The organism is Bradyrhizobium yuanmingense (genome assembly GCF_900094575.1).
Classification (GTDB): domain Bacteria; phylum Pseudomonadota; class Alphaproteobacteria; order Rhizobiales; family Xanthobacteraceae; genus Bradyrhizobium; species Bradyrhizobium yuanmingense.
Genome location: NZ_FMAE01000008.1, coordinates 50,110 through 76,171, shown reverse-complemented (window position 1 = coordinate 76,171; position 26,062 = coordinate 50,110). Strand labels below are relative to the sequence as shown.

At 64.8% G+C, this 26,062-nt stretch carries 25 protein-coding genes; 15 read left to right on the top strand and 10 right to left on the bottom strand.

The genetic code is table 11. The features are described 5' to 3' along the window. Positions 1-100: 100 nt before the first annotated feature. Both GA0061099_RS27765 and GA0061099_RS27760 read left to right on the top strand, forming a co-directional pair. Positions 101-1,234 carry a DJ-1/PfpI family protein gene (locus tag GA0061099_RS27765; protein WP_036015286.1) on the top strand — a complete coding sequence of 378 codons (1,134 nt, stop codon included), beginning with the start codon at positions 101-103 and terminating at the stop codon, positions 1,232-1,234. A 79-nt stretch (positions 1,235-1,313) separates the two neighbouring features. Further along, positions 1,314-1,820, top strand: a complete 507-nt coding sequence (locus tag GA0061099_RS27760) for a GNAT family N-acetyltransferase (RefSeq protein WP_036029646.1) — start codon at positions 1,314-1,316, stop codon at positions 1,818-1,820. Between the two features lie 20 nt (positions 1,821-1,840). Here the strand turns inward: GA0061099_RS27760 and GA0061099_RS27755 are convergent, their stop codons facing one another. Then, a complete protein-coding gene (locus tag GA0061099_RS27755; RefSeq protein WP_036029649.1) occupies positions 1,841-3,763 on the bottom strand; it encodes a DEAD/DEAH box helicase in 1,923 nt (640 codons plus the stop codon). 271 nt (positions 3,764-4,034) lie between these two features. Between GA0061099_RS27755 and GA0061099_RS27750 the strand changes: the two genes are divergently transcribed. Further along, a complete protein-coding gene (locus tag GA0061099_RS27750; RefSeq protein ID WP_074448150.1) occupies positions 4,035-4,775 on the top strand; it encodes a metallophosphoesterase family protein in 741 nt (246 codons plus the stop codon). A 6-nt stretch (positions 4,776-4,781) separates the two neighbouring features. On the opposite strand, the gene GA0061099_RS27745 is transcribed toward GA0061099_RS27750, so the two are convergent. The 4 genes from GA0061099_RS27745 to GA0061099_RS27730 all read right to left on the bottom strand — a co-directional run bounded on the left by GA0061099_RS27745 (position 4,782) and on the right by GA0061099_RS27730 (position 7,863). Beyond that, entirely contained in the window at positions 4,782-5,204 is a 423-nt protein-coding gene (locus tag GA0061099_RS27745) for a VOC family protein (RefSeq protein ID WP_036029655.1), read from the bottom strand. A 107-nt stretch (positions 5,205-5,311) separates the two neighbouring features. Next, positions 5,312-5,794, bottom strand: a complete 483-nt coding sequence (locus GA0061099_RS27740; protein WP_036029658.1) for a DUF5680 domain-containing protein — start codon at positions 5,792-5,794, stop codon at positions 5,312-5,314. A 3-nt stretch (positions 5,795-5,797) separates the two neighbouring features. Then, on the bottom strand, positions 5,798-6,949 hold the full coding sequence (locus GA0061099_RS27735; protein ID WP_036029661.1) for a zinc-binding dehydrogenase: 1,152 nt from the start codon (positions 6,947-6,949) through the stop codon (positions 5,798-5,800). Between the two features lie 263 nt (positions 6,950-7,212). Then, positions 7,213-7,863: a class I SAM-dependent methyltransferase gene (locus GA0061099_RS27730; protein WP_050996144.1), complete on the bottom strand. Its 651-nt coding sequence runs from the start codon at positions 7,861-7,863 to the stop codon at positions 7,213-7,215. A gap of 207 nt (positions 7,864-8,070) precedes the next feature. Here GA0061099_RS27730 and GA0061099_RS27725 point away from each other — a divergent pair, with 207 nt between their 5' ends. The 3 genes from GA0061099_RS27725 to GA0061099_RS27715 all read left to right on the top strand — a co-directional run bounded on the left by GA0061099_RS27725 (position 8,071) and on the right by GA0061099_RS27715 (position 11,016). After that, positions 8,071-9,315 carry an MFS transporter gene (locus GA0061099_RS27725; RefSeq protein ID WP_276325022.1) on the top strand — a complete coding sequence of 415 codons (1,245 nt, stop codon included), beginning with the start codon at positions 8,071-8,073 and terminating at the stop codon, positions 9,313-9,315. A 135-nt stretch (positions 9,316-9,450) separates the two neighbouring features. Next, complete coding sequence (locus tag GA0061099_RS27720) at positions 9,451-10,062, top strand: PilZ domain-containing protein (protein WP_026312634.1); 612 nt, start codon at positions 9,451-9,453, stop codon at positions 10,060-10,062. Positions 10,063-10,392: 330 nt separating this feature from the next. Then, positions 10,393-11,016 (top strand): transglutaminase-like cysteine peptidase, encoded by a 624-nt coding sequence (locus tag GA0061099_RS27715; RefSeq protein ID WP_036029667.1) that lies wholly within the window; start codon positions 10,393-10,395, stop codon positions 11,014-11,016. A gap of 120 nt (positions 11,017-11,136) precedes the next feature. Here the strand turns inward: GA0061099_RS27715 and GA0061099_RS27710 are convergent, their stop codons facing one another. Beyond that, complete coding sequence (locus GA0061099_RS27710) at positions 11,137-12,894, bottom strand: CYTH and CHAD domain-containing protein (protein ID WP_074448149.1); 1,758 nt, start codon at positions 12,892-12,894, stop codon at positions 11,137-11,139. A gap of 178 nt (positions 12,895-13,072) precedes the next feature. Beyond that, the gene (locus tag GA0061099_RS27705) at positions 13,073-14,620 is read right to left on the bottom strand and encodes an FAD-dependent oxidoreductase (RefSeq protein WP_036029674.1); all 1,548 of its coding nucleotides are present in this window, start codon (positions 14,618-14,620) and stop codon (positions 13,073-13,075) included. 147 nt (positions 14,621-14,767) lie between these two features. Here GA0061099_RS27705 and GA0061099_RS27700 point away from each other — a divergent pair, with 147 nt between their 5' ends. The 3 genes from GA0061099_RS27700 to GA0061099_RS27690 all read left to right on the top strand — a co-directional run bounded on the left by GA0061099_RS27700 (position 14,768) and on the right by GA0061099_RS27690 (position 16,974). Beyond that, positions 14,768-14,974 carry a hypothetical protein gene (locus GA0061099_RS27700; RefSeq protein ID WP_225114709.1) on the top strand — a complete coding sequence of 69 codons (207 nt, stop codon included), beginning with the start codon at positions 14,768-14,770 and terminating at the stop codon, positions 14,972-14,974. Between the two features lie 102 nt (positions 14,975-15,076). Further along, entirely contained in the window at positions 15,077-15,892 is an 816-nt protein-coding gene (locus GA0061099_RS27695; RefSeq protein WP_036015272.1) for a helix-turn-helix domain-containing protein, read from the top strand. A 104-nt stretch (positions 15,893-15,996) separates the two neighbouring features. Continuing rightward, positions 15,997-16,974: a Bug family tripartite tricarboxylate transporter substrate binding protein gene (locus GA0061099_RS27690; RefSeq protein WP_036029677.1), complete on the top strand. Its 978-nt coding sequence runs from the start codon at positions 15,997-15,999 to the stop codon at positions 16,972-16,974. A 40-nt stretch (positions 16,975-17,014) separates the two neighbouring features. On the opposite strand, the gene GA0061099_RS27685 is transcribed toward GA0061099_RS27690, so the two are convergent. After that, a complete protein-coding gene (locus GA0061099_RS27685; RefSeq protein WP_036029681.1) occupies positions 17,015-17,722 on the bottom strand; it encodes a GntR family transcriptional regulator in 708 nt (235 codons plus the stop codon). Between the two features lie 255 nt (positions 17,723-17,977). On the opposite strand from GA0061099_RS27685, the gene GA0061099_RS27680 reads away from it, so the two are divergent. The 6 genes from GA0061099_RS27680 (at position 17,978) to GA0061099_RS27655 (ending at position 23,564) form a co-directional block, all read left to right on the top strand. Next, positions 17,978-18,964 carry an ABC transporter ATP-binding protein gene (locus GA0061099_RS27680; RefSeq protein ID WP_036029684.1) on the top strand — a complete coding sequence of 329 codons (987 nt, stop codon included), beginning with the start codon at positions 17,978-17,980 and terminating at the stop codon, positions 18,962-18,964. A gap of 44 nt (positions 18,965-19,008) precedes the next feature. Next, positions 19,009-20,298, top strand: a complete 1,290-nt coding sequence (locus tag GA0061099_RS27675) for an ABC transporter substrate-binding protein (RefSeq protein ID WP_036029687.1) — start codon at positions 19,009-19,011, stop codon at positions 20,296-20,298. A 5-nt stretch (positions 20,299-20,303) separates the two neighbouring features. Then, a complete protein-coding gene (locus GA0061099_RS27670; RefSeq protein ID WP_036029689.1) occupies positions 20,304-21,257 on the top strand; it encodes an ABC transporter permease in 954 nt (317 codons plus the stop codon). 3 nt (positions 21,258-21,260) lie between these two features. Beyond that, positions 21,261-22,139 carry an ABC transporter permease gene (locus GA0061099_RS27665; RefSeq protein ID WP_025037151.1) on the top strand — a complete coding sequence of 293 codons (879 nt, stop codon included), beginning with the start codon at positions 21,261-21,263 and terminating at the stop codon, positions 22,137-22,139. Between the two features lie 21 nt (positions 22,140-22,160). Beyond that, entirely contained in the window at positions 22,161-22,892 is a 732-nt protein-coding gene (locus GA0061099_RS27660; RefSeq protein ID WP_036029692.1) for an aspartate/glutamate racemase family protein, read from the top strand. A 180-nt stretch (positions 22,893-23,072) separates the two neighbouring features. Next, a complete protein-coding gene (locus GA0061099_RS27655) occupies positions 23,073-23,564 on the top strand; it encodes a hypothetical protein (protein ID WP_036029696.1) in 492 nt (163 codons plus the stop codon). A gap of 180 nt (positions 23,565-23,744) precedes the next feature. Here the strand turns inward: GA0061099_RS27655 and GA0061099_RS27650 are convergent, their stop codons facing one another. Together GA0061099_RS27650 and GA0061099_RS41870 are read right to left on the bottom strand one after the other, a co-directional pair. Next, positions 23,745-24,113 (bottom strand): hypothetical protein, encoded by a 369-nt coding sequence (locus GA0061099_RS27650; protein WP_036029699.1) that lies wholly within the window; start codon positions 24,111-24,113, stop codon positions 23,745-23,747. Between the two features lie 141 nt (positions 24,114-24,254). Continuing rightward, a complete protein-coding gene (locus GA0061099_RS41870; protein ID WP_081493032.1) occupies positions 24,255-25,949 on the bottom strand; it encodes a PAS-domain containing protein in 1,695 nt (564 codons plus the stop codon). Positions 25,950-26,062: the final 113 nt, after the last annotated feature.

The window sequence follows — 26,062 nt, the reverse complement described above, 5'->3', positions numbered from 1 at the left end:
CGTCGCGCAGCGTGACCGTTTTTGCCGGATTTGCGTCATTCCTGACGTCGATGCGACCGGATAGCTTCCGCGCCGCGTGAGACGAGCGGCTGACATCATGATGAGCTGGCGCAATCTGGCGTGGACTGCCCTCGGCGGCATGACATTGCTGGCAGGGATCGGCGCGACCTGGCTGCTCCTGCTGCCAGCCGCACCAGCCTCGGGAACCGCGCCTGCGATTTCCAGAGACGAAACCGAATCGACCCTGGCGGCGCTGAAACCGCCGAAACGCAAGCGACCCTTGATCGCCATCGTCGGCATCAACGACATGAGCGAGACCACCGATTACCTGATGCCCTACGGCATTCTCGCCCGCGCCGACATTGCCGACGTCCTCACCTTGTCGACGCAGCCAGGGCCCGTCACGCTCTATCCCGCCCTCAAGGTGCAGCCGCATGCGACAATCGCCGAGTTCGATGCCGCGCACCCCGATGGCGCCGACTACGTCATCGTGCCGGCGATGAGCCGCGACGACGACGCAACGGTCTTGCACTGGATCAGGAGCCAAGCCGGCAAGGGCGCGATTGTGATCGGCGTGTGCGTCGGTGCCACGGTTGTTGCCAACACCGGGCTGCTCGACGGCAAGCGGGCCACGACGCATTGGTATTCCGTGGGCGATCTGAAGAAGCATTCGACGATCCGCTACGCGGCGGACCGCAGGCTGGTCGTCGACCAGGGCGTCGCGACGACCACTGGCATCACCGCATCCATGCCGATGGCCCTCACCTTGATCGAGGCGATCGCCGGCCGCGCCAAGGCCGAGGCGGTCGCCGGCGACATCGGCCTTGCGCGATGGGACGCACGCCACCGCAGCGACGCGTTCAGCTTCACACGCCCCTTTGCGCTGACGGCGATCGCAAACACGCTCGCATTCTGGAAGCGCGAGCAACTCGGCATCGCGTTGACGCCCGATGTCGACGAGGTTTCGCTCGCCCTGATCGCCGATGCGTGGTCGCGCACCTACCGCTCGCGCGCCCTCACCTTCGCCGCCACGGCAGAGGCGCGGACCAGCCGCAGCGGTCTTCGCATCCTGCCGGACCGCATTGCCGGGAGCTGGCCAGCGGAGCAGGCCGTGCCGGATTCCGGCGCCTCGCCGCCGGCGCGGGCGCTGGACGAAACGCTGCGCGCGATCGAGACGCGCTATGGAGCACGCACGGCCGACTTCGTGGCGATGCAGCTGGAATATCCGCGATAACGACCGCCAGGATCTTTCCCGCTGCGCGCATCGCCGCGGCGGAATAGATTGGAAGGACACCACGGAACGACGGATCGACATGAGCAAGCCGCATTGGCGTCCCGCGCGCGCCTCCGACCTTCCTGCGATAAGCGCGATTGCGGCACGCATCCATCCGGCGTTGCCCGAACGCGAAGAGGTGCTGGCGGAGAAGATCAGGCTTTGCCCGGAGGGCTGCGGCGTGCTCGATACGGACCAGGGCATCATCGGCTACGGACTGGCACATCCCTGGATGCGGTACCGAATTCCGCCGCTCGACGGCTTTCTGCAAGCATTGCCCGCTCGCGCCGACTGTCTCTACATCCACGACGTCGCCGTATTGCCGGAGTTCCGCGGCGGCGGCGTGCGCGCTTATGTCGGTGATATCGAGAAGCTGGCGCGTGCATCACGCATCAGAACGCTCGCGCTGGTCTCGGTCTACGGCACGCCGCCGCTATGGGAATGCGTCGGCTTTCGGACCGTGACGGCGGACGCCGAGTTGCACGCAAAGCTCGCATGCTACGGCGACGGCGCGACCTACATGCTGCGCGACCTCGCCGCGACGTAATGCCCGTCGCTAGCAGAAGCTCAACCGCGACGCTTCTTCTTTGCCTTCTTTCCCGATGCACCCTTCGCCGGCCATGGTGTGACCGACGGCTCTGCGTGGCCGGGCCTGTTCTTGTGCTTCTTCTTTCCGAAGGAAGGCGCATCGCCGAGTTTCGGCGCGCGCTCGCCGTGAGGCTTGCTGCGCGGCTTGAATCCGGCTGCCTCGCGCGGGCGATCCTCGCGCCGTTCATGATGAGCGCCGGCCTCGCGCTGCGGCGCGCGGGGGCGCTCCTGAGGAGCTTCTTGCCGGTGAGGCGCATCCGTCATCGGCTCGATCCGGATGCTGTCTTCCTTGTCGGGACGCTTGATCTTTGCCGCAAAGGATTCGGCGACCCGCCGAGAGATCTCGAACTCGGTGGTGGTGTCCATGATCCTGATGGCACCGATGTCGCGCTTGTCGATGCCGCCGCGGCGACAGATCATCGGCAGCAGCCAGCGCGCTTCGGCGTTCTTGCGGCGCCCGATGGCGGCGCGGAACCAGACGCTGCCCTCCGCCATGGCGTGCTTCGAGGATTTCCCAGCCTTCGATCGCGGCTTGGCGCGGTCATCGCCCTCTCCGGATCTATCACGCCCGCGCTCCGGCTTGCCGCTTCGCTCGCCGGGGTCGATGATGTCCTCTGGCGACGGCAGCCGCGCGCGATAAAGCCGCGCCAGCGCGGCGGCGATGTCCTCCGCCGAGCGCTCCGCCAAGAGCGCCTGCGCCAGGGCCAGATCGTCGGGAGTGGTCTCCTCCGTGAATAGCACGTCCTTCATGCGTGCGTGATCGAGCTTGCGGATGTCTTCCGCCTGCGGCGCCGTGCCCCAGACCGCGTCGACCCCTGCGAGATCGAGCAGCAGCTCGGCGCGCCGCCGCCGCGCGGGCGGCACCAGCAGGACGCTCGTCCCCTTCCGGCCCGCGCGCCCGGTGCGGCCCGAGCGATGCTGCAGGACCTCGGCGTCGTTGGGCAAATCGGCATGAATGACGAGGTCGAGGCTCGGCAGGTCGATGCCGCGGGCGGCAACGTCGGTCGCAACGCAGACGCGGGCGCGCCCGTCGCGTAGCGACTGCAGCGCCAGGGTGCGTTCGTTCTGCGTCAATTCACCCGACAGCGCGACCACCGAAAAGCCGCGCTCCAGGAGCGCGGCTTGCAAATGCCTGACAGCATCGCGCGTGCTGCAGAACACCAGCGCGCTCGGCGCCTCGTAGAAGCGCAGCACGTTGACGACGGCATGCTCGACGTCGGCGGGCGCGATGCGGATCGCGCGGTATTCGATATCGGCGTGGCCGCCCTCGTCGCCGGCGACCTCGATCCGGAAGGCGTCGCGCTGATATTGCCGCGCCAGCGCGACGATGCCGCGGGGAAACGTCGCCGAGAACAGCAAGGTGCGGCGCGTCTGCGGCGTGGTCTCGAGGATGAATTCCATGTCCTCGCGAAAGCCGAGATTGAGCATCTCGTCGGCTTCGTCGAGCACAACCGCGGCGAGCTCGGAAATGTCGAGACGGCCGCGCCGCAGATGATCGCACAGACGCCCGGGGGTGCCGACGACGATATGCGCGCCGGCGGCGAGCTCGCGCTGCTCGCGCCGCGGATCCATGCCGCCAACGCAAGAGACGACACGCCCGCCGGCATGCCCATAGAGCCAGGCCAGCTCGCGCTGAACCTGGAGCGCGAGTTCGCGGGTCGGCGCCACGATCAAGGCGAGCGGCGCGGCCGCTGGTGCGAACTGCTCGGCGTCATCGAGGATGTTCTTTGCGATGGCCAAGCCGTAAGCGACGGTCTTGCCGGAACCGGTCTGGGCCGAGACCAGGAGGTCGCGGCTGGTGGCTTCGTGGGCGAGCACCGCGAGCTGGACGGGCGTCAGTGAATCATAGTTCCGCTCGGCCAAAGCGCGGGCGAGCGGCGGGGTCAGGGCCGGAAGAGACACGAGATGGGAAACCTTGTTTGATTCAGGCGCGCAAACGGTGAACCGGCGCCCCGAGCTGCGTGCGCGGCAAACGGCCCGACCGCACGCTGATTTGATCTGGGCGCTCTTTACGCCAAGCGCCCGGAAATCACCATAGCCGTGATGCATGGCTTGACGGCGAGCCGCGCCTGAAGCTTGCAGCGGATTTTTGCGGCCAGCTCGATTAACCTTGGCGCGGCGGGATCGGCCTATAGCCGAGCCACGCTCACGTCTGGCGATATGGGGAATAAAGATGCGATTGGCGGTCATTTCCGACATCCACGGCAATCTCGCCGCGCTGGAGGCGGTGCTGGCGGATATCAAGACGCGGGGCGTCGATCGGATAGTCAACCTCGGCGACTGCGTCACCAGCCCGTTGTGGCCGAGGGAAACGTTCGAATTCCTCCAATCGCTGGCGTTGCCGACCGTGCGCGGAAATCATGATCGCTGGATCGAGGAGTTTCCGGACGACAAGCTCTCGCCGGCAGGTCTGTTTGCGCGCAACGCATTGACTGCGGAGCAGCGCCGCGCGCTTCACCACCTGCCCTCCCAGCTGCGGCTGGACGACGGCATCCTGGCCTGCCATGGCACGCCCGAGAGCGATACGGCGTGCCTGCTGGAGGACGCACTCGACGACGGCCGCTTCGTGCCGGCACGCCGCGACGTGCTGGAAGCACGCCTTGCGAGCGAGGCAGCGGCGCGCGTGGTGCTGTGTGGCCATAGCCACCGCCCGGCCGTCGTTCACGGGCCGCGCGAATGTCTGGTCCTCAATCCCGGCAGCGTCGGATGCCCTGTTTTCGCTGACATTCCCTTTGCCGCGAAACTGGAACACCGCTCGCCTCACGCCCGCTACGCGATCCTCACCAAGGGCAAAAGGGGCTGGCAGGTCGATCTGCTGGCCCTCGAATACGACTGGGAGGCCGCATCAGTGCGCGCGCTCGCCAACAACCGTCCGGACTGGGCGCACGCCATGTTGTCGGGATACGTCAAATAGAATTTCTCAGATCTCGGCGTACACCTCCAGCAGATTCCCGTCGGGATCGCGGAAGAACAGCGTGCGATGGCCGAAGGGCTGGTTGGTCGGCGGTGACAGCAGCGCCACGCCTTGCCGCACGAGTTCATCGGCGCACGCGTCGACCTCTGCAGCAGAGACCTTGAAGGCCAGCTGCAGCGAGGCGCTGCCCGCTGGCGTCGGTGCATCGCTGGCGGTGCGGCTCGGCCTTGCCAGCGCCAACGTGTTGCTGCCGATGCTGTACTCGATCCAATTCGGCGACAGCTCGCGCGAGAGTGGAAAGGCGAGGACGTCCTCGTAGAAGCGCCGCATCGCCGCCATGTCGCGCACGAAGACGACGGTGTAGTCGATCGCGCGGATGGCGTTGAAGGGGGATTGTCGGGCTGGTTCGGGTGTCTTTTCGTCGGTCATTTCGTCGCTCGTTCCAGGCTCCGACTTTTAGCCCGCATGGAGCAAAGCGGAATGCGGGACGGACGTCCCCGGATTACGCTCGGCTCCACCCGGGCTACGGATTTTGTCTATCGCAGCAGGCCGCCATCATAGCGCAGCTCATAAAGCGGTGTACCATCCTGCCGGGCAATCGTCTCCACACCGTGGAAGCGATCGATACCGCCTTCGATCTCGTTGCGGTCCGCCATGCCGTCCTGCTCGAACAGGCGAGGTCCCCGGTAAGGCTCTTCGACGCCGACGCGCAGCAACGCCTGGCGCAGGAATTTGTAGATGGCGAGGAAGATCTCCCGCTCCGTGATCTCCGCACGAACGCCGCCGCTGTAGCTCATCGACCAGATGACGCGTTCATCCCGCGACACGGTCTCCTGCCCGACGAAGAAGCCCATCCCGAAATAGATATCGCGATAGGCATAAGGCGGCGCGTGATGCTCGAGCTGCTTGGAGCCGGTAAGCAGCGGCGCAGCAACGGTCGCATCGTCATCGAGACCCGCATAGGTGCGGCGTTTGGCTTCGACCAGGAACGCCGCGAGATCGTGAGGCGCGGACGGCATCGTCTACTCCACCAGCTCCGGCCACGGCACGATCGTCGACTTCACCGTCTTCATCGCCATTGCGTCCTGCACGGCCTGCGCGACGCCCGCTTCCGTGAACGGGTAGATCGTCTGCATTTTCAGCCACGGGTATTTGTCACGGGTGCGGTAGAGCATGTCGACGCCGAGCGGGAGGTCATTGCCGGTGAAGCCCCAGGATCCCAGCACGTTGAGGTCCTTGGTGCAGATGCGGTGCCAGGAGGTGTCGATCGAGCCGGCGTCGGTGAACTGGCCCATCTCGACATAGGTGCCGCCGTCGCGCAGCATCTCGATGCCTTCGGGGCCGGCTGAGGGGTGGCCCGAGCAGTCCATCACGAGATCGGCGCCGAAGCCGCCGACGATCTCGCGCACACGCGCGATGCGATCCTGTGGTGACTTCAGCTCCTCGATGTTGACGGTCGCCTCCGCGCCGAACTCGCGCGCCAGCTTGAGCCGCGGCTCCTCCGGCGCGCCGACGCAGATGACGCGCCCCGCCCCCATCTCCCTGGCGGCCGCGACCGCCAAGATGCCGATCGGGCCGGAGCCCTGGATCACCACGGTGTCGCCCCAGCTGAATCCGCCGGCGCGCGTCGCGCGATTGAAGGCACGGATGCAGGAGGTCAGGGGTTCCGACAGCGCACCCAGGCGCAGCGACATGTCGTCCGGCAGCTTGTAGATCTTGGTGCCCGGCAGCATCTCGAGATCGACATAGACATATTCGGCCCAGCCGCCCCACAAATGCGGCGCCTTGTCGAAGCCGAGATAGCGGCCGTAATAGACCGGCGTCAGGCATTTGTTCGCGGTTTGCGGATAGTGGATGCAATAGTAGCAGCGGCCGCAGGGCATTAGCGGCGGGATCATTACTTTCGAACCGACGCTGAGCGGCTTGCTCATGAAATCTTCGGTGAGCTCGTCGCCGCATTCGACGATGACGCCGCCGAGCTCGTGTCCCAGCGTGAACGGCCAGGGCAGCGGCTTCGGCCAGTGCCCCTTGAGGATATGGAGATCGGTGCCGCAAACCCCGCAGGCGCCGACCTGGATCAGTGCGGCCTTGCGGCCGATCTTCGGCCATGGCACGGTGCGGATGACGGGCTCCGAGCCGGGACCTGCGTGGGTACAGACGCGGATCTGTTGCATGGCTGTTTCCTCGCTGCCCGCTTGTTATGATTTGTGTGCGGGCTGAGGCGAAGCGTATGTGAGATGCGCGCTCGTGCCAAGGTGCGGCCTTGTAGCCCGTATGGAGCGTAGCGGAATACGGGGAAGCGGGCCCGGATTTCGCTACGCTCCATCCGGGCTACCGGGCTAGAGACCGCAGACGCATATCTGCCGCATGCTTTCCGCCGTTAACGTGCTGCGATCGAAATCACCGAAGCGCTCGATGAGGCGGAGGCCGCCCGAGGTCACGAGCAACGGCATCTCCTGCGGGAAGATGTTGCGCATCGGCAAGGCGGCTTGCCAAAATCCTTCTCCGTCTTGCTCGACCAGCACCAATCCACGTGCCTGATCTGGGTGAGCGGGTCGTATCTCGCAGTCTCCTCGACAGTGATGGCGCCAAGGCGATCGTGGACCACCGTGCCGATCAACTCGCGCTTGTTGGGATCAGCGTTGAGCATGGCGATATTGGGCAGGAAGGCGTCGAACACCAGCCGACCCTGCGGCGACAGATGTCTGCCGACCGATCCGAAGAAGTCTCTGAAGTCGTCGAGACTATGCAGATGCAGGATCGAGTTCACGGCGACGACGATGGTGTCGAAAGTCCGCCCGCCGAGATCGAAATCGCGCATGTCCAACTCGACGAAGCCGGGCTCAACCGCGTTCGCCCTGGCGTAATCTCGCGCCCGCTCCAGCATCGCGCAAGACAGATCGCCTCCAATGACATCAAGGCCCGCCCGCGCCAATGGAACGGTGAGGCGACCGCTCCCACAGGCAAGATCGAGCACGCGGCCACCGCGTTCGCGCGCGATGTCGACATAGAAGCCTTCGAGGATCGGATCTGGCGGCGCCATCAGGTCATAGAGATCCGGCCGATCGTAGAGACTGTTCTGTTCCATGGAGACGATCGTAGCGAATAATTCCGTGCCCTGCATGCGGCGACTGCTGCGGCTCGACGAGCGCAGGCCGGAAGCCGCAAGGCTCGCACCTCAGATAACGCAGGCCTCGTGGCAGGAGTGCATGGCTGCTGTTCCAGCACGCCCAATTGTCTTGAGCGCCGACTGGCGAACGTGTAAGGCGCCAGGAGTCTCACCTCAGGTCCTCCAGTGAACCCCCTCCCCCAAAATCCCGTGGCCGCGTCCGGATCGTTCGCGGCGATGAGGTCCGTGCCCTACCGTCTCCAGTTCGCCTCTTACGTGCTGGCGATGATGGCGGACAACATCGAGCATGTGATCAGCTATTGGGTGGTGTTCCAGAAATTCCATTCGCCCACGCTGGGCGGGTTTGCCGTGCTGTCGCACTGGCTGCCGTTCCTGCTGTTCTCCGTCGCGGTCGGCGGCCTCGCCGATCGGTTCGATCCGCGCCGCATCATCCAGTGCGGCATGCTGCTGTTCATCGTCGCCTCCGCCGGTTGGGGCTACTTCTTCCTCACCGATACGATCCAGATGTGGCACGCGATGCTGCTTCTGGTGATCCATGGCTGCGCCGGCGTGCTCTGGCAGACCCCGAACCAGCTGTTGCTCTATGACCTGGTCGGCCCGGCCGACCTGCCGAGCGCGGTGCGACTGAACGCGATGGCGCGCTATCTCGGCATCCTGGTCGGACCTGCGGTCGGCGGCATCATTATGCTGACGCTCGGTCCCTCGCACGGCATCATCTTCAACACGCTGTTCTATCTGCCGATGCTGCTCTGGCTGTTCTGGGCCCCGATCAGGGACAAGAGCGTGGCGGTGCGCCGCTTTGCGGTGCGCGGCCTTGCCGACATCATGCTCACCATCCGCGCGATCGGCACCCAGCCCGTGCTGTCGGCGATGACGTGGCTCGCCGGCCTCACCTCCTTCATGATCGGCAACGCCTATCACGCCCAGATGCCGGGCTATGCCGGCGATCTCGGCCATGGCGATCCCGGCGTCTCCTACAGCGTGCTGCTCGCCGCGGACGCGGCCGGCGCAGTGCTTGCCGCAATCGCGCTGGAATCCTGGGGACGGCTGAAGGGCACCCCGCGCACCGCGATCACGCTGGCGATGCTGTGGAGCGTGGCACTGCTCGGCTTCGCGCTCGTGCCGGTCTATCCGGTCGCGATCGCGCTATTGTTCTTCGCGGGCTTCTTCGAGCTGTCGTTCAACACCATGGCGCAGGCGCTGGTGCAGATCAACGCGCCGCACGACATCCGCGGCCGCGTCGTCGGCCTCTACAACATGGCCGGGCTCGGGATGCGGGCCTTCAGCGGCATCACGATCGGGGTAGCAGGTGCGGCGATCGGCATCCACTGGTCGCTCGGCCTGTCGGCCGCCGTGCTGCTGGCGCTGCTGTGCCTGCTTTATGGGCGCGCCGCAAGGAAGCCGGCCTGAGCCAAGCCTGAAGGTGTGGCTTTTCGAGCGCATCGTGTCTGTCCGCAACCGGCGCGCCCGATCCTAACGCGGCATTAACCCTGTGCACCTTAGGGTCGCAAGGACTCCGCCCGGGCGGGGGGTCGGGTGTTGGAAATGGCGTTGGCGAACAAAAAATTTCTTCCGGCCGCCGAGGAGCGCAGGCGCTTCCAGCGGGTGAAGGTGCACCTGCTCGGCCGCTACATGCTGCCGGACCGCCGGGAATTCCCCTGCCAGGTGATCAACATGTCGCCGGGCGGCCTCGCTTTGCTCGCCCCCGGCATCGGCAATGTCGGCGACCGCGTGGTCGCCTATCTCGACCATATCGGCCGGGTCGAGGGCAAGATCACGCGGATCATCGACAACGGCTTCGCCATGACCATCGGCGCGACGCCGCGCAAGCGCGACAAGCTCGCCGCGCAGCTGACCTGGCTCGCCAACCGCGACATCCTCAATCTGCCGGAGGACCGACGCCACGACCGCATCGTGCCGCGCAACCCGATCGCGGTGCTGACGCTCGAGGACGGCACCAAGATGACCTGCCGCATCATCGACCTCTCGCTGTCGGGCGCGGCGATCGCTGCCGAGAACCGGCCGCCGCTGAAATCGACGGTTCTGCTCGGCCGGGTCCAGGGCCGCGTGGTCCGAAACCTCGAGGACGGCTTCGCGCTGGAGTTCATGCACGAGCAGCCGGCGGAGACACTCGAAGAGAGCGTTACCGCGCGGTAAAGCGCAAGGACGCGAAAACCTCCATATTTCCAGGCTCGAAGGCGGCTTCCGCGATGCGGACGCCGCCTTTTTCATGTCCCGCGGCGAATGGCCAGCGGTTAACGGAGGGGCTGCAGATGAGCGCAAACAACGCTCCTCCCAGCGCTTCCGCGTTAATAGATAAAATTTGAATCAATTGCAGTCATATCCAATTTTACGCGAATTCTATTCAAGTATAGATCGAATTCGCCGCGCCTTTTACTTGCATTCGTCTCGACTTGACTTGGTCGACTTAGCGGCAACTCAAAAGCTCCGTGCGAAATGTGGTCCCAACAAGAAACGGGGGCCGCAATGTTTGACTTCAGGGGACGGGGGAAGGGACTGGCGCTGGCCGCCATGCTCTTCGGGATCAGCGCGGCAGCGCAGGCCGGCGAAGGCCGTCTGCTCTACGCGAGCCTCGGCGACACCACGCGTGCGCCGATCGGCTGGGTCGAGTTCTGCGCGGACAATGCTGCCCAGTGCCAGGGCGCACCGCTGCAGCCCCGCGACATCGTGATGTCGCAGGCCGCATGGCGCGACCTCGTCAAGGTCAATCGCTGGGTCAACGAGACCGTCAAGCCTCTGACCGACCAGGAGCACTGGGGCGTGATCGAGAAGTGGTCGCTGCCGTCAGACGGTTACGGCGACTGTGAAGACTACGTGCTGTTGAAGCGCAAGATGCTGATGGACGCCGGCTGGCCGCGCCAGGCCCTGCTCATCACCGTGGTGCGCGACAAGAAGGGCGAAGGCCACGCGGTGCTGACGGTGAAGACCGACAAGGGCGAGTTCATTCTCGACAATCAGAACGAGAACGTCCTCGCCTGGACGGAGACCGGCTACCGCTTCGTCAAGCGCCAGTCGCAGAGCGATCCCAACGTCTGGGTCTCGCTGGGCGATACCAAGCCGGCGGTCTCCACCGCCAGCGCGAAAGATTAGTAGGAACGAGACAACAGGTTACGCGACCCGGTCACATCCCCACCCCTCCCCGTCCCAGACCGGTTCGCGCGCGGCCAGCCATCCCCCAATGGCTGGCCGCAACTTTTTGGGAAAGCGCGATCAGCTCTGCTGGCCTTGGCGCGACCAGGGTACGCGTGCGGCGGCAAAATCCCGCCAGCTATCCTGCAAGCCCTGCTGCACGCCGATCGATGCACGCGCCTGCCAGCCGGCGATCGCGGCCGCCGCAATGGCGCTGTCGCGATCGTCAGCGCCGAGCCCGTCGAGCAACGAGGCCGTCACCGCCATGTCGTTGAAGACGCCGAGCTCCTCCTGCAAGCCGGCGAGCCGGCGCGCGAATTTTCGCGCGGACTTGCGATCCTCGTACAGCGGCAGCAGGAACTCGCTGAGATAGCGCAGCCGCTTGGTGGCGAGCCGCACGCGGTGCAGCTCGTCGACCGTCAGCGACTTGAAGTGGCGGCCGCGCTTGAGCACCTTCGCGTGCTGTTCCGACAGGACGCGCTGCGCGAAATTGACGGCGGGCTCGGCGAGCCGGCCGAGATCCTCGGGCGCGACGCCGTTGCGCCAGCCGCGCGCCTCAATCCAGCCGCCGAGGCCGATCAGGAAGAGCGCGCAGCGGCGATCATCGAGCGCGTGGCGGGCGCTGCGATAGGCTTCCGCCTGACGCTGAGCCGCGGCCCGCCCAAGCGCATCGAAGCCCGCGACCGAAGGACAGGCTCTTGCGATCGCCGGCAAGGTGTCGAGCTGGAACACGTCCCAGTCGCGCGCGGCGGACAGGCCTTGCGCCAGCCATTTGGCCTCCGAACGCAGCGCCTCCAGATTGCTGAGCGCGCCGACCGAACGCATCAGGTCGAGCGCGGATCGCAGCCGGCGCAGCGAGACGCGCAGCTGATGCACGCCTTCCGGATTGCGGCCGTCCTCGGCCGCCGGCAGCGATTGCAGCAGGTGAAGGAAGCAGGTGCGCAAGATGGTCGCGAAGGCTTCGTCGAGCGTCACGGAGGGATCGAGGCGAAGCTTGCGCGGCCGGCGTGCCGACGGCGGCAGGTCCGCGGCAAGGTCGAAGCCGCGCGCAGACTTGCTGCGGATGGACGGCTTCACCGTTCCGTGCTCCGCAAGGCGCAGAGCGATCTCGTAGATCGCGCTCGTGCTGCCGCTCTTCAGCTCCAGCTCGATCTCGCTGACAGGAACCGACCGGTCGCCGGCCGTCAGCTCGCCCTGGTCGCAGGCGACCTCGACCGTGCCGGATGGCAGGTCTATGATGCGCGTGTGACGATGCACATCGGCCGTGAACACCGCTTCGAGCGGCTGCGCTTTGAGTCGCTCGCGAATCTGCTCGGGAATGAACGGCATCGCCAAAGCGAGATCGGGCGCAAGCGAAGGCACGCTTGCTTCCCATTCGCCGCGACGCAACGGATCGTCCGCAACCTCGGTCTTCACGGTCTGCACGAAACGCGTGCCGCTCTGGCGGACGCGCAAGCTCAGGCCGGCACGACGAAGCGCCCGCTCGGGCGTGTCGTAGTAGACGGACTTGAGACGTTTGCGCGTGCCCTTGTTGCGTGCGTTCGCCGCGATCACGGGCGCTGCGCCGAAATGCGCCATGCGATCGGCACCGACGAGCAGCTTGAGCTCGATTTCGCCAACGGGAGATGCGGGCTGGGTTGGGCTCGGCGCGGGCGTCACGTCCTGCGATGGCGTCTGCTCAATGGCAGTGCGCTCCTCGACCGTCGCGGGTTCCACGCTGACGTCCTCGCGTTGCCCCGGGAAGCCGGTGAGGAGCTGCGTTCTCTTGGTGTTCACAGCAGGATTGGCTTCCGGCGCGCCCGGAGTCTTGCGAGCCGGCGCAGCATCTGACTTTAGCATTTGCGGTAACATGACAGTTCGATGACAAGGCGACAGGATATAGCCTGTACAGCCTGCGAGGACTAGTCACATCAGATCGCCGTGCGATCATGATTCACACGTAACGCGTCACATAAAAGCTGCAGCCGTCAGCGCATACCCCTTCAAAGCCTGACCACAACACGCCGAGGGATGCCGGTCATTCTGCCGCTTCAAGATTGGCCGGCTTATCAGCCTCGCCGAGCGGGGAAACCGCCGGGCCGTTGAGCGCGGTGCCATCGGGTGCAAACTGCGATCCGTGACATGGGCAGTCCCAGCACTGTTCGAGTGAGTTCCAGTGCACGACGCAGCCCAAATGGGTGCAGCTCGCCGAATGCAAATGCAAATGTCCGCTTCGGTCCCGGCACGCCGCGATCTTCTTCAGGCCGCTTCGGAAGAGGCGCCCCTCGCCGGGCCGCAGTTGTTCAGCGCTCGCGATTTCACTTGCGGTGAGATACTCCGCGAAATTCTTGATAGGGGTGATGTTCTCGCTGATGAACTCGCCGATGTTCCTTTGAATCTTCCGCGACGGAGCGTAGACGTCCTCCCAGGCACTTGCGCCGCTGGTGATGAGATCCGCGATCAGCATGCCGGCCACGAGCCCGTTGGTGATCCCCTGCCCGGAGTCGCCGCTGACAACGAATACATGCTCCTCGCCGGGGCTGCGGCCGATGAAGCCGGCGAAATCGACCGGCTCCAACACCTGACCCGACCACCGATGGGTGACCTCGCGCAAATCCGGCAATCGCTCGCGCGCCCAGCGCTCAAGCGCGTCAAGGCGCTGTGCGCCATCATTCGCCTCACCCGACTTGTGATCTTCGCCGCCGATGATCACGATGTCCTCGTCGGCAGATAACGGGTGGAGGCGGACATAATGATAAGGATCGAGCGTGTCCCAATAGAGCGCATCCTCCACGGCGCCGGCCGCAATCTTCGCGGCGAGTGCATAAGTGCGGTAAGGCGCCTGCTTGGTGTGGATCGCCACCTGAACATTGACGGGCGAGTTGGTCGCAACCACCACGTCGGCGGCGTGAACCTCGTAGCCTGAGGCGGTGGTGACGACCATGCTACCCTGGCGTTGCTGGATGCTCTCGACGCAGGTGTCAGCATAGAGCTGGGCGCCCCGGCGCTGCAGTGCGCTCGCCAGACCGGCGAGATATTTAGTCGGATGCAGGCGCGCCTGGCGCGGAAAGCGCAGCGAACGCGTCTGACCCCTGTCATGGAATGGTGTCGGATTAATGCAATTTTCGACAGGAATCTGCAGCTTGCGACAGCAATCCAATTCACTATCCAGCTCGGATGCGGACGTTCCGGATGCCAGTACCCAGTAGCCATCGACGCGCTTAAAACCGCAATCGATGTGCTCGGCGCCTTGGATGGCCTCGACGCGATCGATCGCGGCAGCGACGCTCTGATAGTAACGCCGCGCACAGTCAGGGCCGCGGACTCGCGCGAGCGCATCGTAACCATCATCAAGTGCGGTCGCCAGATGCGCCGTGGTGCGCGCCGTCATCCCGCTGCCGATGCGGCCGCGATCGATGACTGCAACCGAACGTCCATGGCAAGCAAGTTCATATGCGACCGAAAGCCCGGCTATTCCGGAGCCGACCACGGCAACGTCCACGCCGACCGTGCGCGACAGCACCGGAGCTTCGGCGACAGATACGTCCATCCAGAGGGACCACGTGTGCTCATCCCGTACATTCATGGCGCTACTCCTCGGAAGAACAAACGATGCAGCAGAATGACGGTTCCTATGTGCGCTATCGAACGAAACGCCGATGAGATGGCCGCATTCATTAGGAACCTTCATCGTGCTCGCGCTTGAACCGGCATGAAAAGTCCATCACCGGGGATGCGCAGGGCGCTGCGCCAGGCGCGATTGTACGGGCACCTGCTCGTCCGCAACGACAGGCTGTATCACCCGGGCGGCAATCATCCGATCTGCTCGATACAGCTTGCACGAGAAATGGTCAGGTCAGGATGGATGACCAAGCACGACGGCGAATACGAGATCACGGCAGAGGGGCAGCTTGCCGCCGAAAGCGAAATCGGTCGCTGAGGTCGATGCGGCACCGTCCAATTCCCGGCCGGGAGTCGGGCCTGTTGACTGATCCGGCGATTACATCATTGACTAGCGGCACGGTCCTCACAAAGAGCTGCCATGCCCTCGTTCCGTCCCGTTATCGCGTTGTCGAGAGGCCTCGAGGTCCTGCGCGTCATCAACCAGGAACGGCAATCGACCGTAGGCTCGCTGCATAAGGCGACGGGCCTCAACAAGGCTACAATCGTCCGCATGCTCGAAACGCTGGAGCATGAAGGATATGTGGTGCGGCGCGCCGAGCCGCCCAGCTATGCCCCGACCGGGCGGGCGCTCCTGCTCAGCGCCGGCTACGACGAACCCAATTGGATCGGCGGTATCGCCGAACCGATGCTCAACAAGTTTCGCCAACAGATTCAGTGGCCCTCGGACGTGGCCGTGCTCGACGAGGAATCCATGGTGATCGCGCATACGACCCGGATCGGCGGTTCGCTGCTCTTCTACCGTCCGCCGGGTTTTCGCTTTCCCGTGCTGGGCACCTCGATGGGGCGCGCCTATTTGGCGTTTTGCGAACCGGCCGAGCAGGAGCGCATCGCGGCGCGCCTTGCCCTCAGCCCGGAGCCCTGGAACGACCTCGCCCGCAATCCCGCCAAACTCACCAAGGTGCTGCGCGCGATCCGGAAAGCCGGATTCGCAGTGATGGACGAGAGCTACAGCCGCCGCATCTTCGGCGGCGCCGTCTGGGCGATCGGCGTTCCCGTCGCTGTTCCGAACCGCCTGTTCGCAAGCATGAACGTGATGATGCTGCGCGAGGCCGTCAGCACCGAGGAAGGTCTCAGGCGCTTCGTGCCTCAGATGAAGAAAGTCGCCTCCGCACTGGCCGAGACGCTCAGCGCCAGGCTTGCTGCGGCCGGCCCGTCCGCGGCCGCCAAGAGCTAGCCATTTCACACAATGAAATGTTGTTTCTATTTGACTCTGCTCGTGTGACATCTCTGCCCGGCGGCCAAAGGGCGCCCAAAGACGCAACAAAACCGGAGGGGCAAGTGAGGACATTCGTCGCAATGCTGGGCGCTGCAATTGCAGGCCTGGTGCTGGCCACGGCTGACGGGGCTGCGGCCGAAGCCTGGCCGACCAAAGCAATCAAGATCGTCGTGTCGACGCCCGCCGGCGGCATCACCGATGCGTTCGCCCGCGCCTATGGCGATTACATCTCTCAGAAGCTCGGACAGCCGGTCGTCGTCGAAAACAAGACGGGAGCGAGCGGCGCGCTGGCAGCCCAATCGGTCAAGGATTCGCCGGCGGACGGCCATACGCTGATGTACACGATCTCGTCCACGCTGCTCGGAAACCGGCTGCTGCTGAAGTCGCTCGCCTACGATCCGGACAAGGATTTCACGATCGTCGCGATGACGCCATCGGGTCATCTGCCGCTGGTCGTCCATTCCGCTACCGGTGCAAAGTCCATCGAAGATTTCGTCGCCTATGCGCGCCGCAACAAGGTCACGGCCGGGTCGTATGGGATCGGTTCGTTCGCGCACATCGCGATCGCCGAGCTCAATCGCCAATACGGCCTCGACATCTCCATCGTGCATTACCGCGGCGAAGCGCCGATGTGGCAGGACCTGGCGGCCGGCGTCATCCAGGCCGCGACCGGCAGCTACCAAGCCGCGCTTCCGGTCCTTGATACCGGCGTCGGCCGCGCGATCGCTGTTCCGTCACTGGTTCGCATGAAGAAGCTGCCGGACACCAAGACGTTCACCGAGCAGGGGGTCACCGGCAAGGTCTTCCAGCTGACCAGCTTCACGACCCTGGTGGCGCCCGCTGCGACGCCGACCGACCGGATCGAGCTGCTCGCCAAGCTGATGGTCGAAGGCGGCAAGACCGAGCGTGTCCAGAAGCTGCTGGAGGCCTTCGGGGTCGATGCGCCGGCAATGGACCGCGCATCCTCGGTCGCCCTCTACGAAAAAGAAGGGCCGGTCTGGCTGGAATCGATCAAGAATCTCGGATTGGAGCCACAATAGCGTCCGGACCCGCCGATCCCGTGCGCTGGCGACGCCCTTCTCACGCCCCCAGCACGTCCGCCAGCCGCAATTCATCGGCGGCGGGATCCTTCAGGAACAGCTCCGCCTCGATCTCGTTCAGGTGCGACAGCATCAAGGCGCCGGCGCGCGCCTTGTCGCGCTTGCGGATCGCGGCGGCGATCCCGGCGTGATGATCGGTGCCGCACGCGGGCGTGTCGTGACGGCGGTACAGCAGGATGATGAGCGAGGAGCGCGCGATCAGCTCCTTCAGGAAGCCGAGATAGATGCTGTGGCCGCTCATCTCGGCGACGAGACGATGAAACTCGCCGGAGAGCCGCACCGAGGCGCGGGCATCGCCGCGCAACTCGGCCTCGCGTTCTTCCGTGAGATGGTGCTGCAGGCGATCGAGCCAGGCCGGCGAGACCGCGTCAATGGCGCGGTCCACGATGCTGGGCTCGATCAGGCGCCGCGCCTCGAACACCTCGCGGGCATCAGCCGGCGTCGGGCGCGCAACGAAAGCGCCGCGATTCTTCTCGATATTGACGATGCCCTCATGCGCAAGCTGCTGCAGCGCTGAGCGCACCAGCGTCCGGCTTGCGCCGTAGATGTCGCCGATCTCGTCCTCCCCGAGCTTGGTGCCGGGCAGCAGGCGATGCTCGAGGATCGCGGCAGTCACACCCTCCCGGATACGGCTGACGCGATCGCTCGCGTCTGGCGCATCGGGTTTCTGGCGGGTCTTGGCGGCCATGATTGTGAGGCTCGATCGACGAACGTTCGGCCTGCAATGTTAGTCGACGAGCTGTATCCAATCACAGGCGAAACTTCATACAATCTTCGCCCGTTTTGTGTGCAGCTGGCTGCACGGGTGACGGCCCGACATTGGGCCGGAATCGATCTAACGATCTGACTCCGCTGCACAGTTTCTGAAATTCGCATCGTCGCGGGCTGTTGGCACGGACCTTGCGGAGAGAGGCGGGACGCAACGCCCCTCCTCGGACACGCCATGGCCATTCCCGCCGCTCTCGAACTGGTCGCCGTCACCAAGCGCTACGACGCCACGCTGGCCGTTGACAACGTCAACCTGAAGATCCCGGCCGGCACCTATTGCTGCCTGCTCGGCCCCTCCGGCTGCGGCAAGACCTCGACGCTGCGCATGATCGCAGGTCACGAGGCGGTCAGCGAAGGCGACATCATCCTCGGCGCGCAGAACGTCACCGACCTCGAGCCCGCCAAGCGCGGCACCGCGATGATGTTCCAGTCCTACGCTCTGTTTCCGCACCTGACCGTGCTCGACAACGTCGCCTTCGCCCTGAAGATGCGCGGCATCGACAAGCCGACGCGGCACAAGCGCGCCGGCGAATTGCTCGAGCTGGTCGCGATGAGCCAATATGCAGGCCGTCTTCCGGCGCAGCTCTCGGGCGGCCAGCAGCAGCGCGTAGCGCTCGCGCGCGCGCTGATCACCGAGCCGCAGATCCTCCTGCTCGACGAGCCGCTCTCGGCGCTCGATCCGTTCCTGCGCGTCAAGATGCGCGGCGAGCTGAAGCGGCTGCAGCGCGAGCTCGGCATCAGCTTCATCCAGGTTACCCACGGCCAGGAAGAGGCGATGGCCCTCGCCGACCACATCGTGGTGATGAACCACGGCAGGATCGAGCAGCAGGGCACGGCGCGCGACATCTTCCATCGTCCCCGCACCGAATTCGTGGCCCGATTCATCGGCGGACACAACGTGCTCAGCGACGCCGGCAATCTCATCGCCGTTCGCGCCGATCAGCTCGGCATCGTGCCGTTCGCCGACGGCGCCTTCGGCGCGCCGGCGCTGCTGACCCAGACCGAATACCAGGGCTCCTACATCGCCGTCTCGCTCACGCTCGACGACGGCACCGCCCTGTTCTCCCACGTTCCCGAGGCCGCCTTCGACGTGCATCCGTTCCGCCCGGGCGATCGCGTGCTGGCGACCTGGGATCCCGCCAAGGCACAACGCCTGCAATAGCACCCTTCACCACGGAAAATGCGCAACACAGAGGAGTGAGCGAAATGACCGAGACGACCAGGAAGACCGGCGTCAGCCGCCGCACGCTATTGAAGGGCACCGCGGGTCTCGCCGGCCTCGCCGCCGGCTCCGGCGCGATCACCGGCTTTCCTTACGTGAAGTCGGCCGATGCGAAGGTACTGCGCTATCTCGGCACGGCCGTGAACGAGGGCGACGACATCGCCAAGCAATGTCTGAAGGACACTGGTATCAAGATCGAATACATCACCGCAACCACGGACGACGTCACCAAGCGCGTGATGACCCAGCCGAATTCCTTCGACGTGCTGGATACCGAATATTTCTCGCTGAAGAAGCTGGTGCCGTCGGGCAACATCCTTGCGCTCGACGCCAAGAAGATCAAGGAGTTCGGCAACATCACGCCCGTCTTCACCAAGGGCGAGACGCCCGGCGGCAAGAAGATCGGCGGCCAGGGCACCGCGCCCTGGAAGGTGCTCTATCTCGAAGGCAAGGACTCCAAGAAGTTCGCGACGTCGGCGACCGAATTCGTCACGCTGATCCCGACCGTCTACAACGCCGACACGCTCGGCATCCGCCCCGACCTGATCAAGCGTCCGATCACCACCTGGGCCGAGCTGCTCAACCCCGAGTTCAAGGGCAAGGCCTCGATCCTCAACATCCCCTCGATCGGCATCATGGATGCCGCGATGGTCGTGGAAGCCTCCGGCAAGTACAAATATGCCGACAAGGGCAACATGACCAAGGAAGAGATCGATCTCACCATGAAGGTGATGACCGAGGCCAAGAAGGCCGGCCAGTTCCGCGCCTTCTGGAAGGACTTCAACGAGAGCGTCAACCTGATGGCCTCGGGCGAGACCGTGATTCAGTCGATGTGGTCACCGGCGGTCACCAAGGTGCGCTCGATGGGCATCCCCTGCACCTTCCAGCCGCTGAAGGAAGGCTACCGGTCCTGGGCTTCCGGCTTCTGCGTGTCCAAGGGTGTCTCGGGTGCCAAGCTCGAATGGGCCTATGAATTCGTGAACTGGTTCCTGTCGGGCTTTGCCGGCGCCTATCTCAACCGCCAGGGCTATTACTCCGCCGTGCTCTCCACTGCGAAGGCGCACATGGAGCCCTACGAATGGGCCTACTGGATGGAAGGCAAACCGGCCGAGAAGGACATCAAGGCGCCCGACGGCTCGCTGCTTGAAAAGGCCGGCGCGGTGCGTGACGGCGGCTCCTACGAGGATCGCATGGGCGGGGTCGCGTGCTGGAACGCCGTGATGGACGAGAACGACTACATGGTCCGCAAGTGGAACGAGTTCATCGCGGCGTAACGGACATGTCGGAAGAGGTCCTGCAACAGGCAGCCCCGGGCTTGATCCCGGGGTCGGGCACAGCGCGCGCCGCAAAGCCGACGCGCCTGTCGCCGTCCTTCATCTCCTGGCTCCAGGCCGGGCCGATGATGCTGGTGTTTCTCGCGTTCTTCCTCATTCCGCTCGTCTTCGTCGTCATCGTCTCGTTCTGGGACTACAACGAATACCAGCTGCTGCCGGCTTTCTCCGGCCGCGGCTACACCGACACGTTCGAAGGCTGCATTGCGCAGCTCCCTGAGCTCTGCACCATCGCCAAGACCTATCTGAAGACGCTGAAACTCTGCTTCCTGGTCTGGGCCATCACCCTCTTCATCGGCTTCTGGGTCGCCTACTTCCTCGCCTTCCACGTCAAGTCCAAGACCTGGCAGATGGGCTTGTCGCTGCTCTGCACGATCCCGTTCTGGACCTCCAACGTGATCCGCATGATCGCCTGGATCCCGCTGCTCGGCCGCAACGGCCTCGTGAACACCGGCCTGATGAAGACGGGCCTGATCAACCATCCCGTGGAATGGCTGCTGTTCTCCGAATTCTCCGTGGTGCTGGCACTGGTGCACCTCTTCACCTTCTTCATGGTGGTGCCGATCTTCAACTCGATGGTGCGCATCGACAAGTCGCTGATCGAGGCCGCCTATGATGCCGGCGCCAGCGGTTTCCAGACCCTCGTCAACGTCATCATTCCGCTGGCCAAGCCCGGCATCGTGATCGGCTCGATCTTCGTCATCACCATCGTGATGGGCGACTTCATCACCATCGGCGTGATGGGCGGCCAGCAGATCGCCGCCGCCGGCAAGATCATCGAGACGCGGGTCAACGCGCTGCAATTCCCCGCCGCCGCGGCCAATGCCGTGATCCTCCTCGCAATCACCTTCCTGATCATCACCATGATGTCGCGCATCGTCGACATCAAGAAGGAGCTCTAGAGCATGAAGGAAGGACGCCCGCGCTCGTTCTACGTGCTCGCGATCTTCTTCGCGGCCTATGTGCTGTTTCTCTATGGGCCGATGATCGCGATCTACGTGCTGTCGTTCCAGGGGCCGCAGGGCGGCCTCACCTTCCCGATGAACGGCGTATCGACCTTCTGGATCGCAAAATTGTTCCAGGGCACCGGCATCGTCGATCTCGGTGCCGCCTTCCGCCGCTCGCTGCTGCTCGGCATCGTCGTGATGATCGTCACCGTCGTGCTGTCGGTCGCCGCCGGCATGGCGTTCCGGCGCAAGTTCAAGGCGCAGAGCATCCTGTTCTACTCGGCGATCGCCAGCCTCATCGTGCCTTCGATCATCACCTCGCTCGGCATCTCGCTCGAGTTCCGCATCATCGACGACCTGATCAAGGCGCATTGGAACGAGAATTTCGAGACCTCGATGGGCCTGCTCACGTCCGGGCTGGGCGCGCACCTGACCTGGACACTGCCATTCGGGCTGCTCATCATGTTCGCGATCTTCAACCGCTTCGACCCGCGGCTGGAAGAAGCCGCGCGCGATCTCGGCGCGACACCGTGGCAGACGTTCCGCCATGTCGTGCTGCCGATCATCCTGCCCTCGGTGATCGGCATCGGCCTGTTCGGCTTCACGCTGTCCTGGGACGAGCTCGCACGCTCCAGCCAGGCGATCGGCGCCGTGAACACGTTGCCGCTGGATCTTCAAGGCCTCACCACCACCGTGACCAACCCCGACATCTACGCGCTCGGCACCGTGATCTCGGCGGTCTCGTTCACGGTCATCACGCTTGCGCTCGGCACCATTCACGTGCTCAACAAGCGGCAGGCGGCCAAGGGCTCGGACGCCGGCAAGGGACTCGTCTGAGATAAGGACTCGTCTGTTCCAATGCGGCTTCACGTCGTCAACCCCAACACAACGGCGTCGATGACGGCGAAGATCGCCGCTGCCGCGCGCAGCGTTGCGCTCGCCGACACCGTGATCGATGCGCGTCAGCCGGCGATGGGCCCGGTCTCGATCGAGGGGTTTTACGACGAAGCTTTCGCGGTGCCCGGCATGCTCGGCTGCATCCGCGAGGCCGATCGCGACGGCGCGGACGCACACATCATCGCCTGCTTCGACGACACCGGCCTGGATGCCGCGCGTGCCGCCGCCAAGGCGCCGGTGATCGGCATCGGCGAGGCCGGCTTCCACCTCGCGAGCCTGATCGCGGCGCGCTTTGCCGTGGTGACCACGCTCGGCGTCTCCATCGTGCCGCTCGAGCACAATCTGCGCAAGTACGGCCTGGCCGAACGCTGCGCCCGCGTCCGTGCCGCCGAGGTCCCGGTGCTGGCGCTGGAAGAGCGCAACATTGATGCGCTCGGCAAGATCTCAGCGGAGATCACCGCCGCCGTCCGTGACGACCGGGCAGAAGCGATCGTGCTCGGCTGCGCCGGCATGGCCGATCTCGCAGGCGAGCTCGCCGCCGCGCACGGCCTGCCCGTGATCGACGGCGTCGCGGCCGCGGTGACGCTGGCGGAATCACTGGTGCGACTTGGACTGAAGACCTCCCGGCTCGGGCCCTATGCGGCACCGCGCGCAAAGAGCTATTCCGGGCCGTTCTCGCAATTTCAGCCTTGATCCCTGCCCGCTGCGCGGCGCTCCCGGGCTGCAAGAGCCGCTGATCACTGGTTTTTTGCCGCTCAGCCTCTTTTTGGTCCCATTCCTTGCCGAAACGTAAGGCTTTCGGGACGCCCCGGTGACCCCTCTGGGTTGCCGGTCTTCGCCACTCACCAAGTTTCAATTTGGGTTTTGTCAGCGATGATCGATCTCGCCCAGGACAGGCCGTCCAACACCCTCCTTCGCCTTGGCGCCCAGCCGATCGCGCTGGCTGCTGCAGCCCTCCTGCTGCTGATCGCGGGCGTGACGTCGATCGCAATCTGGCGGGCCTATACCGGTGCCGCCCCCGAGAGCGACCGGGTGGTGGCCTCGCGGCAGCTTCAGGCCCGCACCGCCCAGGCCTCCGAGCAGCTGGTCGAGAAGACCAAGGGGCTGGAGGCGACCCAGCAGGAATCGATCGACCAGCTCCAGGTGGTGCAGGACCAGCTTCAGACGATGAAGCGGCTGCTGGCGGCGCAACAGGCCGACACCAAGCGCCTGTCGGAGCAGGTTACGGCCTTGAACGAATCCATCGACGGCTTGCGGCAGTCCTTTGCCAGTGCACGGGCGACCGAGGTCGAGACTCCATCGGTTACCCGCAGGAAACCAGCGCGGCGCGTCCACGCCAGCGCCCGCAAGCGCTCGGGCGGCTGAGCCGGTCACGGTGCGGGAACTTTATTTTCGCCACTTGTGAACTGGATCACATTCGCCGGTATGATTCCGCGCGATGTTCGCCGTTACCGGATGGCGTGAGCCGATTTCAATATCCGGGGCTGGCAAGGTCGTTGACGGTATACTGCGTCAACGACCTTGTTTTTTAACAGCTATTTCGCCTCACTCGCAGACGTCGACTTGGCGGTAGCGCCAGCCCGACGGGGTCATGACGCGCTTGCGCACGACGTAGCAGCCGCCATAGCCATCGTTGTAGGCAGGGCCATAGTCGTCGGGGACGGCGTAATAGGGATAGCCGTAATAGCCGCCGTACAGGCCGGCGCCGGCGAGACCCACCCCGATCCCGATCCCTGGCCAGAAGCCGCCGCCATGCCAATGACGGTGCCCCCAGCCATGGAAGCCGCCACCATGGAAGCCACCGCCGTGAAAGCCTCCACCACGTCCGAAACCGCCGCCCGCCTCGGCCTTTTGTGGCGCCGACAGCCCGACCGCCGCCACGGCCAGCGCCGTCATCATCATCCTGCGTAACATCACTCGATCCTCCGCGTGGAGGTCGCTCCACGCTTCAAAGCAGGACCAAGCTACCGTCAGTCGGTCATTCGTGACAGCCACACTGTCTCACTTCCGCGCGAGCATCGGCAGCCCGCGGCAGATGCGAGCTGCCGCCGGCCGCTATGCCGCCGCTGCCGGCCGTTCGGTCCGATCCTCGACCATGGTCACGAACATGTGGGACTCCTCACCGGCGCCCCCCACCTGGATGCGGCGGGCGCAGATGACGCGGCGCCCGCGGACGGGATTATCGATGGTATCGATGATCGGCTCGAGCTGCTGCCGCTGTGCGAGCAACTGCTGGTCGCGCCGCTCGATCAATTCGGCAGCCTCCACGGAGAACAATTCCCGCGCCGTCTTGCCGATGATCTCGCCGCGCGACATGCCGATCATCTTCTCGGCGGCCTTGTTGACGAAGACGTAGCGCAGATTGCGCGCGTCCTTGGCGATGATGCCCTCGGCCACGTTCTCGATGATGGTGGCGAGAAAGCGCTCCATCCGTTCGAGAATGCGTTCGCGGTGGCGCTGTTCCGTGACGTCCTCCTGCACCGACACCCAGCCGCCGCCGTCCATCGGGCGCTCGTAGATCTTGATGATGCGGCCGTCGTTCAGCGCGATCTCGTACGACGTCGGCTGGCGTTTGGCGATGCGGTCGAGCACCGCCGCGACGTATTTCGTGACGTCGCCGCTGAACAATCCGCTCTCGACCCTGTGCTGGAGGATCTCCTCGAGACTCGACCCGGTCTGGATCGTCTCAGGCAGATTGTAGATCCTGCGGTAATTGGCGTTCATCGCGACCACATTGGCCTTGCCGTCGAGCATGATCAGCCCCTGCGGCATGTTGTTGATCGCTGCCGAAAGCTGCCACTTCTTGGCCTGGTACTTGTCGTTGAACTTGTCGCGCTCGGTCATCGCCGCGTCGCGCGCCTGCGCAGTGCCGAGCTCGAGCTCCTCGAGCTCGAAGATGCGCGCCACCGCGTCACGGAAATTCTGCACCGCGCGTGCAAGGCGCCCGATCTCGTCGTGACGGCGCAGATGCGGCACCTCGCTCTTGACGTCGCCCTGCGCGATCCGGTCGGTCGCCTGCGTGATATCGGCGAGCGCGCCGATCACCGAGTTCCGCATGACGACGACGTTCAACGCCGCGAGCATCAGCGCCGCGAGCCCCAGCGCGAACAGATAGGCGGCTGCGTAGCGGTGGCTGTCGGCGAGTTCGTCCGCCTCGCGGGCGCGCTGTTCGTAGATGCGCTCGAGCGCTTCGAGATCGCTGTTGAGCTTGCTGCGCAGGGTGCGATTGGCGTCGTTGTCGCCCCACTCGCGGGCCGCGGCCGGGCTGATCTCGACGCCGCGGCGCACCAGCTCCTGGCGGAAGTCGATGAATTGCTGGATGCGCTGGCGGAAGGAAGAGAACAGCTCGGCGTCGTCGTCGCCCACCGTGCGCTCCATGCTCTTCACGGCCTCGGCGAGCTCGCGGTTGCGCCGCACCAGCCCGTCCGCGAACTGCTTCATCGCGGCACGATCGGCGGACATGTAGATGCCGCGCGATTCCATCACGACGGCGTAGATCAGGGCGTTGATGCGCCCGACGCCGACCGCCGCGTCGGCGGAGGTGGCATGCAGGTGGCGATACGTCGTCTGCAGGCGCACTGACTGGACCGACATCACCAGCAGGAAAGTGGTGACGATCGCCAGGAAGGCGGCGATGCTGTAGACCTTCTCCGCGACCGTCAGCGTGTCGGCGCCGCGCACGAAACGGACCAATTTCTTCAAGAATTTGGTTCCGGCACTGAAGCCGGATTCCAGCGCCGCAGCTCCCATGGCGCCGCTCCTCCTGGTTGAAAACGCTGGATGATAAGCGTGATCGCGCTAGCAGAGGATTAAGGCGTCAGGCTGTATTTTTACGGTATGGAGCCGTGGCACGGCTTAGGCGA